This is a genomic window from Stenotrophomonas maltophilia group sp. Smal13, from assembly GCF_030236855.1.
Lineage (GTDB): Bacteria > Pseudomonadota > Gammaproteobacteria > Xanthomonadales > Xanthomonadaceae > Stenotrophomonas > Stenotrophomonas maltophilia_A.
Genome location: NZ_JASJSQ010000067.1, coordinates 13,754 through 27,777, shown reverse-complemented (window position 1 = coordinate 27,777; position 14,024 = coordinate 13,754). Strand labels below are relative to the sequence as shown.

Below are 14,024 nucleotides of genomic sequence, written 5' to 3'. Positions count from 1 at the left end.
GGTCTTGCCGTGTGCGCAGGACCGCGCACACGAGCAAGCGGCGACCGAGCTTACAAGGACGTACTTGCAGCGACCCCCGCAACCGGACCCACCCCGCCATCCCGCAGGAAACCAGCTGTTGCTGTTGCTTCGGCTGTTGCTGTTGCTTCGGCGGGTGCAGGGCGCAGCCCTGCCAAGAGCTCCCCATTCAGGCAGGTAACTGCAGGTCACAGGATAAGCAGACGCCTTGTTGCCTCCGCCAATCGGGTCCACATTCCTGTGCAGGAGACGGGCCGCCGCCCGTTGTCGAGACACCAGGAGACCTGCATGTCCGCTGCCCCCAGCACCGCCATTTCCCGCGATCCGGCCACCGGCCAGCAGATCGCCAGCCATCCCTTCGCCACCGACGCCGAACTGGAAACAATCCTGGATCGCGGCCAGGTTGGCTTTGCGGCCTGGAGCGCCAGGAGCCTTGAACAGCGTGCAGACGTACTGCGTGCGATGGCGGTGGTACTGCGCCGTGACCGTGAAAAGCTGGCCGCGCTGGCCACCGCCGAAATGGGCAAGGTCCAGGCCGAGTCGCTGGCCGAGATCGAGAAGTGCGCCGTGCTGTGCGACTGGTACGCCGACCACGGTGCGCAGTTCCTGCGCGACGAACCGACCCAGGTGCCCGACGACAAGGCTTACGTGTCCTACCTGCCGCTGGGCGTGGTGCTGGGCATCATGCCGTGGAACTTCCCGTACTGGCAGGTGATGCGCGCGGCGGTACCGATCCTGATGGGCGGCAACGGCTTCCTGCTTAAGCCGGCCGAGAACACGTCGGTACCGCGCAGCTGCTCGACGCCGCCTGGCGCGATGCCGGTCTGCCGGAAGGCACCTTCATCGCCGCCAACATCAGCCGCGACGGCACCAGCCGCGCGATCGCCGATGACCGCATCGCGGCGGTGACCCTGACCGGCAGCGTGGCCGCCGGCCGTAGCATCGCCGCCCAGGCCGGGCAGGCGCTGAAGAAGGTGGTGCTGGAACTGGGTGGCTCGGATCCGTTCATCGTGCTGGCCGACGCCGATCTGGACGCTGCCGTCGATGCAGCGGTGGCTTCGCGCTTCCAGAACACCGGGCAGGTCTGCATCGCCGGCAAGCGCATCATCGTTGAAGACGCGGTGTACGACCGCTTCGTGGCGCAGTTCTGCCAGAAGGTGCAGGCGCTGACCATCGGCGACGGCCCTGAAGCCGGCAACCGTATCGGCCCGATGGCACGCCAGGACCTGCTGGAACAGCTGGACGCGCAGGTACGGGCCTCGGTGGACGCGGGCGCGAAGCTGCTGGTCGGCGGCCATCAGCTGGATCGCCCGGGTGCGTTCTACGCGCCCACCGTGCTGGCCGACGTGGAGCCGGGCATGCAGGCTTTCGATACCGAAACCTTTGGTCCGGTTGCCTCGATCAGCCGTGCCCGCGATGCCGACCATGCGGTGGAACTGGCCAACCAGAGCGAGTTCGGCCTCAGCGGCAACCTGTGGACCGGCGACCGCGCACGGGCCATGCAGCTGGCGCGCCGGCTGCAGACCGGCGGCGTGTTCGTCAACGGTTTTTCCGCCTCTGACCCGCGCGTGCCGATCGGCGGCGTGAAGAAGAGCGGCTTCGGCCGCGAGCTCTCGCACTTCGGCATCCGCGAATTCGTCAACGCGCAGACGGTGTGGTTCGACAAGCGTTGACGCGCAGCTTCCATCCTTCCTGCAACGATCCATCATCAGTCCAGCGAAAAGGACGGCATTCCAATGTCCAAGGGTTCAGATCTGCTCGTCGCCGCGCTTGAGAACGAAGGCGTCGAGCGTATTTTCGGTATTCCCGGCGAAGAGAATCTCGACGTGGTCGAGTCGCTGCGCCATTCCAGCATCGAGCTGGTCATCACCCGCCACGAACAGGCGGCCGTGTTCATGGCGGCCACCTATGGCCGCCTGACCGGCAAGCCGGGCGTGTGCCTGGCCACGCTCGGCCCGGGCGCGCTCAACTTCACCACCGGTGCCGCCTACGCGCTGCTTGGCGCGTGGCCGGTGATCATGATCACCGGCCAAAAGGGCATCGTCGCCAGCAAGCAGGCGCGTTTCCAGATCGTCGACATCGTCAGCACCATGAAGCCGCTGACCAAGCAGGCGCGGCAGATTGTCTCGGCGCGCACCATTCCGACCATCGTCCGCGAGGCGTTCCGTACCGCGCTGGAAGAGCGCCCGGGCCCGGTGCTGCTGGAGCTGCCCGAAGACATCGCGGCCGATGAGGTCGGGGAGGTGGCGCTGATTCCGCCGCACGCGGTGGATCGTCCCATTGCCAGTCCGGAAGCACTGGACCGCGCGGCGGAGATCATCCGCAACGCCAGGCGCCCGCTGCTGATGATCGCCTCGGCGGCGTCGCGGCCGCAGTCCAGCGAAGCGCTGTCGGCGTTCGTGCTGCGTGCCGGCATTCCGTTCTTCACCACGCAGATGGGCAAGGGCGCGGTGGCCGGTGGTTCGGGCCTGTACATGGGTACCGCGGCGCTGACCGAGCGAGACTATGTGCACATGGCCATCGACCAGGCCGACGTGATCGTGACCATTGGCCATGAGGTCACGGAGAAACCGCCGTTCGTGATGCGCCCGGGTGGGCCGACCGTGATCCATATCGGCTATTCGCAGGCAGCGGTGGAGCAGGTGTACTTCCCGCAGGTGGAAGTGATCGGTGACATCGGCCGTTCGCTGACCCAGCTGGCCGACCGTATCGAAGGTGCAGTGCCGAACGCCGACGCGCTGCTGCCGCTGCGCGCGACCATTCTGGAACACTTGGCTGACCGTGCCGAGGAAGCTGGATTCACCCCGCAGCGGCTGGTGCACGACGTGCGCCAGGTGATGCCGCCGGACGGCATCGTGGCGCTGGACAACGGCATGTACAAGATCTGGTTTGCGCGCAATTACCGCACCCAGGTGGCCAATACGCTGCTGCTGGACAACGCGCTGGCGACGATGGGCGCGGGCCTGCCGTCGGCGATCATGGCCTCGATCCTGTACCCGCAGCGGCGGGTGCTGGCGGTGTGCGGCGATGGCGGTTTCATGATGAACAGCCAGGAGCTGGAGACCGCGCGGCGGCTGGGCCTGAACCTGGTGGTGTTGATTCTCAACGACGGCGCCTACGGGATGATCCGCTGGAAGCAGGCGGTGGATGGCTTCACCGACTACGGCATGACGTTCAGCAACCCGGATTTCGTGAAGTATGCGGAAGCCTATGGCTGCAAGGGGCATGAGGTGACGGCCATCGAGCAGTTCATCCCCACGCTGGAGGCGGCGTTCAACGAGGGTGGGGTGCACCTGGTATCGGTGCCGATCGACTACTCGGAGAACCAGCGGGTGCTGGTGGACGAGCTGCGGCAGGCGTTCCCCGGGAACGGTTGACGCCTACCGGGGCATCGGTTCCCCGGAATCCGGTAGGTGTCGACCTTGGTCGACACGATGGAGCGCCAACCAAGGTTGACGGCTACCAGAGCGGCGGGCAGCGGACCTGGTAGGTGTCGACCTTGGTCGACACGATGGAGCGCCAACCAAGGTTGGCGGCTACCAGGCGGCGGGCAGTGGGCCTGGTAGGTGTCGACCTTGGTCGACACACGGACCGCCAACCAAGGTTGGCGGCAACCGGGCAGCGGGCCCGGCCCAGGGCTGGGGCGGGGCGGTTTTGGTATGCTGGGCAACCGGCTGTGCCGGGCGCAACATCCCCCCTCACTACACGATTCCCGCAGATCCATGAGCGAAGCTACCGATACCCCCCCCGTTGACGAAAACAAGTTGATCGCCGAGCGCCGCGAGAAACTCAAAACGCTGCGTGGGCAGGGCATCGCGTACCCGAACGACTTCCGTCGCGAGGACTTCGCCGGCCGCCTGCAGGAAGAATTCGCCGACGCCGAGCAGTGGACCGCCGAGGCCCTGGAAGGCAACGGCCGCCAGGTGAAGATGGCGGGCCGCCTGATGGCCAAGCGCATCATGGGCAAGGCCAGCTTCGCGCAGATCCAGGACGAGTCCGGCCGCATCCAGCTGTTCCTGCAGGGTGCCGTGCTGGGCGATGCCTACACCGCCTTCAAGGGCTGGGACGTGGGCGACATCATTGCCGTTGAAGGCGGCCTGACCCGAACCAAGACCGGCGAGCTGTCGGTCAAGGCCGAATCGATCCGCCTGCTGACCAAGTCGCTGCGCCCGCTGCCGGACAAGTGGCATGGCCTGGCCGACGTCGAGCAGCGTTACCGCCAGCGTTACGTCGACCTGATCGTGACTCCGGAGTCGCGCGCGGTGTTCATCAAGCGCTCGAAGATCATCCGCGCCATGCGCGCGTGGCTGGACAACCGCGACTTCCTCGAAGTCGAAACGCCGATGATGCATTACATCCCCGGCGGCGCGGCGGCCAAGCCGTTCACCACCCACCACAATGCGCTGGACCTGGACCTGTACCTGCGCGTGGCGCCGGAGCTGTACCTCAAGCGCCTGACCGTGGGTGGCCTGGAGCGCGTGTACGAGATCAACCGCAACTTCCGCAATGAAGGCGTCAGCACCCGCCACAACCCGGAATTCACCATGATGGAGCTGTACGAGGCCTATGCCACGTACAACGAGATCATGGACCTGACCGAAGGCGTGATCCGTGACGTGGCCACGACCGTCAACGGTTCCACCGAAGTGGAGTGGGACGGCGCGAAGATCGACCTGGGCCCGGCCTTCCGCCGCTGGCGCATGGACGAGGCGGTGCGCCACCACAACCCGGAAATCTCTGCTGCCGACTGCACCGACCGCGATGCACTGCTGCGCCATTGCGAGCGCTTGAAGATCCGCGTCAAGCCGTCCTACGGCTGGGGCAAGCTGCTGCTGGAGATCTTCGAAGCCACCGTCGAGCACACCCTGATCCAGCCGACCTTCATCACCGACCATCCGGTGGAGGTCTCGCCGCTGGCCCGTGCCAACGACAACGATCCGGGCTACACCGACCGCTTCGAGCTGTTCGTCAACGGCAAGGAGCTGGCCAATGGCTTCTCCGAGCTGAACGACCCGGAAGACCAGGCCCAGCGTTTCCAGGCCCAGGTAGCCGCGAAGGAAGGCGGCGATGACGAGGCCATGCACTACGACGCCGACTACATCCGTGCGCTGGAGTACGGCATGGCACCGACCGGCGGCCTCGGCATCGGCGTCGATCGCCTGGTGATGCTGCTGACTGGCAGCAGCTCGATCCGTGACGTGCTGCTGTTCCCGTACATGCGTCCGGAGCAGTAAGTCGTCTTTTTGACTCCTGTTTGTGCGCGCCGTCGCGAAATGAGACGGCGCGATTGACGCCTCCCGCACTCGGCGTATCGTTAATGCACTACCTTGACGTCTGTTATGGCTTGATCGGCGCCAGGGGGAGTGCGCATTGTGGAGAGTCCGCTTCACAATGTGATGACGATCATGAACCGGGACGCATGACACGGGAGTCAGGCCGATGCAGGGTGCGAGCGTTCGCAGCGGCAGGGTATCCTCGCCTGCTGATGATCCAGCATGGTCGAGAAACCAGGCAGAGTACGCGTTGAACATCGTCATTGTTGACGACCAGACGTCCGCCCGGACGATGCTGCGTCACGTCATCGAAGATATCGCGCCGGAACTGAGCGTGTATGACTTCGGTGATCCGTTGACCGCATTGGCCTGGTGTGAGGCGCATCCGGTCGACCTGCTGCTGCTCGATTACCGCATGCCGGAAATGGACGGGCTGGAGTTCGCCCGCCGTTTCCGTCGCCTGCCCAAGCATCGCGACATTCCGGTGATCCTGATCACCGTGGTCGGCGACGAGCCGATCCGTCAGGCGGCGCTGGAAGCGGGGGTCATCGACTTCCTGGTCAAGCCCATCCGTCCGCGCGAACTGCGCGCGCGCTGCTACAACCTGTTGCAGCTGCGCCAGCAGACCGAGAACGTGAAGCAACGCGCGTTGTCGCTGGAGCAGCGCTTGCTGGCCAGCATGCACGAGGTCGAGGAACGCGAGCGTGAGACACTGTCGCGGTTGGCGCGGGCGATCGAGTTCCGTGATGCCGGCACCAGTGCCTACCTCGAACGCATGGCGCGCGTGGCAGGGCTGATCGCCGAGCAGCTCGGCCTGCCCGAAGACGACGTGCGCCTGATCGAGATGGCCGCGCCGCTGCATGACATGGGCAAGATCGCCATTCCCGATGCAGTGCTGCTCAAGCAGGGCAAGCTCAACGACGAGGAGCTGGCGATCATGCGCCGGCACCCACGCATCGGCCATGAGCTGCTCAGTGGCAGCCAGAACCGCTTCATCCAGGTCGGCGCATTGATCGCGCTGCGCCACCACGAACGTTACGACGGCAGCGGCTACCCGGATGGGCTGGTCGGTGAGGCGATTCCGCTGGAAGCGCGCATCGTCGCCGTGGCCGACGTCTTCGACGCACTCATCTCACCCCGTCCGTACAAGGAAGCATGGACCATGGAAGCCACACTGGCCTATCTGTATGCCCAGCGTGGCCGCCTGTTCGATCCACGCTGCGTGGATGCGCTGATGCGCGGCCACCAGCAGTTGATGGATATCTGCGCCCAGCACTCGACGGCATCGACGCGACCGGGTGGGTGACATGCAGGACCTGTTCGCACGCGTGAGGCGTCGGCTGGCGCAGCGTCCGGATTCGGAACATGGCCAGGCGATCGTGCGGGTGGTGCTGATCTCGCTGATCCTGGTCTATGTGCTGCTGTCCGGTGCGCGCCTGCACCGTCTGGAGCAGTACCAGGGCGTGCTGGCGACGGTACTGACCGGATTGGGACTTTCGCTGCTGCTGTTCGGTTGGCTGCTGTGGAAGCCGGAGCGCTCCGATCCGAGGCGGGTGGCCGGGATGCTGGCCGATTACGGCCTGATCGCGGTCGGCATGATCCAGATGGGTGAGCCGCTGGCGTGGGTGTATGCGGTGGTGATGTGGGTCACGGTGGGCAACGGCCTGCGCTTCGGGCCGCGTTACCTGGCCGCGGCCATCGTGCTGGCGATGGTCAGTTTCGGCACCACCGTGCTGTTGACCCCTTACTGGCAGGCCAACCTGGGGCTGGCCATTTCCCTGTGGTTGGGGTTGCTGGCAGTACCGTTGTGCTGCTCCTCCCTGCTGCGCCGAAGGATGCGACATCCGACCATGGATACGACTCCCGCCGCTGGTTCCGACAAGCGCTCGCTGCTGGCCCGCTTCAAGCAGCGCCTGTCCGGGCGCGAGGACAGCGAGCACGCGCAGAACCTGATCCGCATCATCATCACGGCGCTGTTCATCAGCTATCTCGGCTGGCGCTCGCTGAGCGGCGGCGGTGAGGCATTGACTGCGACGTGGCTGATCCTCGCCTTCGAGCTGACCATTTCCGCCGGCCTGCTGACCGCGATCCTGGTCAATCCGGGTGTGTCGCATGTGCGCCGGGTGATCGGCATGCTGACCGACTACACCTGCATGGCCTGGATCATGACCATCCAGGGTGAGCCGGCGGCACCGCTGTATGCGGTGATGCTGTGGGTCACGATCGGCAATGGCATGCGCTACGGCAGCACCTACCTGCGCGTGGCCACGGCCATGGGCTGCCTGGCCTTCCTGTGCACGGTGATGCTGTCGCCGTACTGGCGCGGCCACGACTATCTGGGCTGGGGCCTGCTGCTGGGCCTGGGCGCGATTCCGCTGTACTTCGATTCGCTGCTGCATGCCTTGACCCGGGCGGTGGCAGAGGCGCGCCAGGCCAACGAAGCCAAGAGCCGTTTCCTGGCCAACATGAGCCATGAGTTCCGCACGCCGTTGAACGGGCTGGCCGGCATGACCGAAGTGCTGGCCACCACCCGCCTGGACGACGAACAGCGCGAGTGCCTGAACACCATCCAGGCCTCGACCCGCAGTCTGTTGGCGCTGGTGGAAGAGGTGCTGGACATCTCCGCGATCGAAGCCGGCAAGGTGCGCGTGGAGTGGCACGAGTTCGCGCTGGCCGACGTGCTGCAGGCGATCAACCTGATCCTGACCCCGCAGACCCGCTCCAAATCGCTGGACTATCGCGTGCAGGTGGATGACAACGTGCCGCCGCGCCTGCTGGGTGATGCCGGTCATCTGCAGCAGATCCTGCTCAATCTGATGGGTAACGCGGTCAAGTTCACCGACAGCGGCTACGTGCATCTGCGCGTGTCCAGCCCCGATGTGCTGGGTAGCGAGCGGATGCGCCTGCGATTCGAGATCGTCGACAGCGGCATCGGCGTGCCGGTGGCGCTGCGCGGCCGGCTGTTCAATGCCTTCGAGCAGGGCGATGTCGGCCTGGCCCGCCGGCATGAAGGCACCGGTCTGGGCACCGCCATTGCCAAGGGCCTGGTCGAGTCGATGGGCGGGCAGGTCGGTTATGCGCCGAACAGCCCGCGTGGCAGCGTGTTCTGGGTCGAGATCACGCTGGACGTCGCAGACACTTCATCAGCCCCGGCGGTTCCGTCCGAGGTGGCTGAAGCCGGCAATGTCATCGCGTTCTCCAATCCCTTCCTGCGCCATCGTGCGCGCGTGCGCAGCCTGCGGGTGCTGGTGGCCGACGACCACGAAGCCAACCGCATGGTGCTGCAGCGGTTGCTGGAGAAGGCCGGCCACAAGGTCACCTGCGTCAATGGCGGCGCCGAAGTGCTCGATGCGTTGGAGCAGGCCAGTTACGACGCAGCGATCGTCGATCTGCACATGCCCGGCATGAGCGGACTGGACCTGCTCAAACAGTTGCGGGTGATGCAGGCCAGTGGCATGCCTTACGTTCCGGTCATGGTGCTGAGCGCGGACGTCACCCCCGAGTCCATCCTGCGTTGCGAGCAGGCCGGTGCCCGCGCCTTCCTTGCCAAGCCCGTGGTGGCCACCCGTCTGCTGGAAGTGCTGGCCGATGTCGCCGCCAACACCCGCGCCGAGTCCGGCATCCAGTCGGTGCCGGCATTGCCGGTTGGCGATGGCGTGCTCGATACCGCGGTGCTGGACGAGCTGGCGTCGCTGGGCATGGGCGATGGCTTCGAACGCAAGTTCATCGACCAGTGCCTGGCGGACGTCGACGCGAGCATGGGCCAGCTGCAGGGCTGCGGCGAGCGCCAGGCCTGGGAGGATTTCCGCGAGCACGCACACGCGCTGCGCGGTGTGGCGAGCAACCTGGGGCTTGTCCAGGTTGCCGCCTCCAGTGGCGAAATCATGCGCATGGCGGACTGGCAGCTGAAGGGTGAATGGAACGCCCGCCTCGGCAGCCTGGCGACTGCCCTGCGCAACGGCAGGAATGCGTTGGCTGCCCGTAGTGCGGGAGCATCGCACCGCGACGACAGCGAGCGCAGCCCGTCCTGACCCGCCAGACGGTCAGGCCGGGTCGCCATTGCGCCGGGCCTGCGCCCGTACCAGCCGATCCATGGTGCGCAGGGACTTCTCGCCGAGCTGCATGGCGGTGTCCACCCAGATCTCGGTGATCCGCATCATTTCATGCAGCGGCACCATGGTGGCGATCTCGTTGACCTCACGCATCGCCGCCCACGCGTGCGGAATGCGCCGGCTTTCCTTGATCACCTGTTCGACCGCGGCAACACCTTCGCCCACCGGCACCACGATGTCGACCAGGCCCATCTCCTTCAGCTGGCTGGCGGTGTAGAGGTTGCCTTCCAGCATGATCTTCTCGGCCAGGCGCGGGCTGATCCGCTGGCACAGGAAGGAGTAGGCGCCCATGCCCGGGAACAGGTCGAACAGCACCTCGGGCAGGCCCATCAGCACGCCTTCCTCGGCGACGATGGTGTGGCAGCTCAGTGCGGCCTCGAAGCCGCCACCCAGTGCATTGCCCTGGACCAGGGCGATGCTGTGGGCACGGGTGCCCAGGCCGGCATGGAAGGCATGCACGCCGCGCACGCAGCGTTGGGCATAGTCGAGCAGGCGGGCACGGTCGCCCTCGCGGATCAGGCGGCAGAACAGTTCGAGATCGCCACCCAGGTTGAACACGTCGCTGTCCGAGGCAAGAACGACATGGGGTGACAGAGCGTGCGAGGCGCTGAGGCGATCGCCCAGTTCGCGCTGGTAGTCGACGATGTCATCGACCAGACGCGAGGCGAAGCACGGCCGGCCCGGCTGGTTGACCAGGTTGGCGTGCATGTGGATCCAGTAGACATCCCGCTCGGGTTCTTCGGTGATACGCAGGGTAGGGTGCTGCGAGGGACGGGTGATGATGGGGCGTACTGCGGACATGGGAGTTCTCCGTGTGACCGTCCGGCCAACCGCAGAGCGGACGGAGAGGAGTGAGGGGGCGGGCTGAACGTGCGGCGGCGACTGATTCTATGCACCCGTCGTGAACCGCCCGCAAGCGCTGTACCGGCCATGTTCCGGTAATAAAAAGACCCCGCCGTCTCCGGCGGGGTCCCTGTACTCTCCCGTTGCCCGGAAACCCTTACTGGGCGGGCGTATCACGCAGCTCGCGACGGAGAATCTTGCCGACGTTGGTCTTCGGCAGCTCCTTTCGGAATTCTACGATTCTGGGGTGCTTGTAACCGGTCAGGTTTGCCCGCGCATGTTCCTTGACCATTTCCGCGGTCAGGTTCGGGTCCTTCTTCACGATCACGACCTTGACCACTTCGCCGGACTTTTCGTCCGGGACACCGACGGCGGCGACTTCCAGCACGCCCGGCATCATCGCGATGACGTCTTCGACCTCATTCGGGTACACGTTGAAGCCGGACACCAGGATCATGTCTTTCTTGCGGTCGACGATGTAGAAGAAGCCCTGTTCGTCCATCTTCGCCATGTCGCCGGTGTGCAGCCAGCCGTCCGCATCGATGGCGGTGGCGGTTTCTTCCGGACGCTGCCAGTAGCCCTTCATCACCTGTGGGCCCTTGATGCACAGCTCGCCCACTTCGCCCAGCGCCAGGATGTTGCCGTTGTCGTCCTTGATGCAGGCATCGGTGGACGGGATCGGCAGGCCGATGGCACCGTTGTACTCGGGCAGGGTGAGCGGATTGATGCAGGCCGCGGGCGAGGTCTCGGTCAGGCCATAGGCTTCGACCAGGGTCACGCCGGTGACCTTCTTCCAGCGTTCGGCCACGGCACGTTGCACCGCCATGCCGCCGCCCAGGGTGAACTTGACCGAAGAGAAGTCGATCTCGTCGAAGCCCGGGGTGTTGAGCAGGCCGTTGAACAGCGTGTTGACGCCGGTGATGGCGGTGAAGCGGGTGCCCTTGAGCTCTTTGACGAAGCCCTTCATGTCGCGTGGGTTGGTGATCAGGTGGTTGCAGCCACCGAACTTCATGAAGACCAGCCCGTTCGCGGTCAACGCGAAGATGTGGTACAGCGGCAGGGCGGTGATGATCACTTCCTTGCCCGGCTCGATGCCCGAGGTGGACAGCCACGCCGACGCCTGCTGCATGTTGGCGATCAGGTTGCGGTTGGTCAGCATCGCGCCCTTGGCCACGCCGGTGGTCCCGCCGGTGTACTGCAGGAAGGCAATGTCGTCGTGGTCGATCTCGACCGGCGGAAGCGCGTGGCGGCTGCCCAGCTTGAGCGCCTGCTTGAAGCGGACGGCGCCCTTGATGTGGTAGTTGGGCACCATCTTCTTGATGTACTTCAGCACGAAGTTGACGATCGCGCCCTTGGCGCCGAGCAGGTCGCCCAGGCCGGTGGTGACCACGTGCTTGACCGGTGTATCGGCGATGACCTGTTCGACGGTGTCGCCGAAGTTGTCGACCACCACCAGGGCACTGACGCCGGCATCAACCAGCTGGTGCTTGAGTTCGCGCGCGGTGTACAGCGGGTTGACGTTGACCACGGTCAGGCCGGCGCGCAGCACGCCGAAGGTGGCCACCGGGTACTGCAGGCAGTTGGGCATCATCAGGGCGACGCGGTCACCCTTCTTGAGCTTGAGCTCACCCAGCAGGTAGGCGGCGAACTGGGTGACCAGCGCGTCCGTCTCACCATAGGTGAGGACCTTGCCGAAGCTGGAGTAGGCGGGACGGTCGCGGAATTTCGCGACGGAAGCGTCGAAGACCGAGGCGACCGAATGGAATTCGTTGACGTCGATTTCGGCGGGAACGCCTTTCGGATAGCTCTGCAGCCAGGGACGATCCAGACTCATATTCCCCCTCCAGGAATCGTGATGTTTTAGGTTACGGCCCTGAGCGTATCGACAATGGCCGTTCATTGCAGCATACCCCGCCGTAGGGAAAACGCGAAGAGGCCCCGAAGGGCCTCTTTGCTTGGTAATGCCGGCCGCTGGCTGGCATCTGCGCTCGATCGGGATTCCGGTGGATGCCGGCCAGCGGCCGGCAGTACCGTGGCCACAAGCGGGGCGCTTGCGTCAGCCCTGCTTGCGTACCGGTGCGCCGTTGGCCTTGTAGTACGGCGCGGTGCTGCGGGCCAGCGGGGTGCGGCCACGGATCACGTCGGCCAGCTTCTCGGCGATCATGATGGTCGGCGCGTTGAGGTTGCCGGTCACCACCTGCGGCATGATCGAGGCATCGACGATGCGCAGGCCTTCCAGCCCGTGCACGCGGCCCTGGCCGTCGACCACCGCCATCGGGTCATCGGCATGGCCCATCTTGTTCGAGCACGACGGGTGGTAGGCGGTCTCGGCATGCTCGCGGACGAACGCATCGATCTGCGCATCGGTCTGCAGTGCGCTGCCCGGCGAGATCTCGCGGCCGCTGTACGGAGCCAGTGCCGGCTGCGCGAAGATCTCGCGGGTGATCCGGATCGCCGCGCGGAACTCGCGCCAGTCCTGGTCGTGCGACATGTAGTTGAACAGGATGCTCGGATGTTCGCGCGGATCCTTCGAACGCACGTGGATGCGGCCGCGGCTGGGCGAGCGCATCGAACCGACGTGCATCTGGAAGCTGTGTGCCTTGATCGGGTTGGAGCCGTTGTAATTGATCGCCACCGGCAGGAAGTGATACTGCAGGTTCGGCCAGTCGAATTCGGCGTCGCTGCGGATGAAGCCACCGGCCTCGAACTGGTTGCTGGCGCCGATGCCGGTGCCCAGGAACAGCCACTCGGCACCGATGGCCGGCTGGTTGTACAGCTTCAGAGCCGGGGCCAGCGAGACGGGCTTCTTGCACTCGTACTGCAGGTACATCTCCAGGTGATCCTGCAGGTTGGCGCCGACGCCCGGCAGGTGGTGCACCAGGTCGATGTCCAGGCTGCGCAGCAGGTCGGCCGGGCCGACGCCCGAGCGCTGCAGGATCTGCGGCGAGGCGATGGCGCCGCCACACAGCAGCACTTCGCGGCGGGCGGTGGCACGCTGCGGCTGGTCGTTGTGCAGCCACTGCACGCCCACCGCACGCTTGCCCGAGAACAGGATGCGGTCGGTCAGCGCGTGGGTGACGATGGTCAGGTTCGGGCGCGGCTTGGCCAGGTCCAGGTAGCCACGGGCGGTGCTGGAACGACGGCCCTTCGGGGTCACCGTGCGGTCCATCGGGCCGAAGCCTTCCTGCTGGTAGCCGTTGAGGTCGTCGGTGCGCGGGTAGCCGGCCTGCACGCCGGCCTCGACCATCGCGGCGAACAGCTCGTTGTTGCCGGCCTTCGGCGTGGTCACCCGCAGCGGACCTTCGCCACCGTGGTAGTCGTTGGGGCCGATGTCACGGGTTTCGGCCTTGCGGAAGTACGGCAGGCAGTCCAGGTAGGTCCAGTCTTCCAGGCCGGGCATGCTGGCCCAGTTGTCGTAGTCCATCGCGTTGCCGCGGATGTAGCACATGCCGTTGATCAGCGACGAGCCACCCAGCCCCTTGCCACGGCCGCAGTCCATGCGGCGGTTGTTCATGAAGGGCTCGGGATCGGTCTTGTACGCCCAGTTGTAGCGCTTGCCCTGCAGCGGGAAGGCCAGTGCCGCCGGCATCTGGGTACGGAAGTCGAGCCGGTAGTCCGGGCCACCGGCTTCCAGCAGCAGCACGCTGACATCGGCATCTTCGGTGAGGCGGGTGGCCAGCACGTTGCCGGCCGAACCGGCGCCGATGATGATGTAGTCGTACTCGTTAGAGGTGCTCATGGTTGCTCTCCTTCGGGCCGGGCGCGCTGCATGCAGGCG

Annotated in this window: 7 protein-coding genes and 1 pseudogene; 5 read left to right on the top strand and 3 right to left on the bottom strand. The window is 65.6% G+C overall.

Annotated features, from left to right (window positions below):
* The first annotated feature begins 306 nt into the window (after positions 1-306).
* From QRO95_RS25330 to QRO95_RS18650, 5 genes and pseudogenes are all read left to right on the top strand, one after another.
* Positions 307-1,691: pseudogene (locus tag QRO95_RS25330) on the top strand (NAD-dependent succinate-semialdehyde dehydrogenase).
* A gap of 63 nt (positions 1,692-1,754) precedes the next feature.
* Positions 1,755-3,395 (top strand): acetolactate synthase large subunit, encoded by a 1,641-nt coding sequence (locus QRO95_RS18665; RefSeq protein WP_132810043.1) that lies wholly within the window; start codon positions 1,755-1,757, stop codon positions 3,393-3,395.
* 345 nt (positions 3,396-3,740) lie between these two features.
* Positions 3,741-5,252: a lysine--tRNA ligase gene (gene lysS / locus QRO95_RS18660; protein WP_285303177.1), complete on the top strand. Its 1,512-nt coding sequence runs from the start codon at positions 3,741-3,743 to the stop codon at positions 5,250-5,252.
* Between the two features lie 205 nt (positions 5,253-5,457).
* Positions 5,458-6,597: a two-component system response regulator gene (locus tag QRO95_RS18655; protein ID WP_006364528.1), complete on the top strand. Its 1,140-nt coding sequence runs from the start codon at positions 5,458-5,460 to the stop codon at positions 6,595-6,597.
* Position 6,598: 1 nt separating this feature from the next.
* Positions 6,599-9,322, top strand: coding sequence for a response regulator (locus tag QRO95_RS18650; protein WP_285303176.1), 2,724 nt, complete (start codon positions 6,599-6,601; stop codon positions 9,320-9,322).
* Between the two features lie 12 nt (positions 9,323-9,334).
* Here QRO95_RS18650 and QRO95_RS18645 read toward each other — a convergent pair whose 3' ends face one another.
* From QRO95_RS18645 to betA, 3 genes are all read right to left on the bottom strand, one after another.
* The gene (locus QRO95_RS18645) at positions 9,335-10,204 is read right to left on the bottom strand and encodes a crotonase/enoyl-CoA hydratase family protein (protein WP_012480080.1); all 870 of its coding nucleotides are present in this window, start codon (positions 10,202-10,204) and stop codon (positions 9,335-9,337) included.
* Positions 10,205-10,403: 199 nt separating this feature from the next.
* On the bottom strand, positions 10,404-12,080 hold the full coding sequence (locus tag QRO95_RS18640) for a long-chain fatty acid--CoA ligase (protein ID WP_032129834.1): 1,677 nt from the start codon (positions 12,078-12,080) through the stop codon (positions 10,404-10,406).
* A gap of 222 nt (positions 12,081-12,302) precedes the next feature.
* Positions 12,303-13,985 (bottom strand): choline dehydrogenase, encoded by a 1,683-nt coding sequence (gene betA / locus QRO95_RS18635; protein WP_285303175.1) that lies wholly within the window; start codon positions 13,983-13,985, stop codon positions 12,303-12,305.
* Between the last annotated feature and the right edge of the window lie 39 nt (positions 13,986-14,024).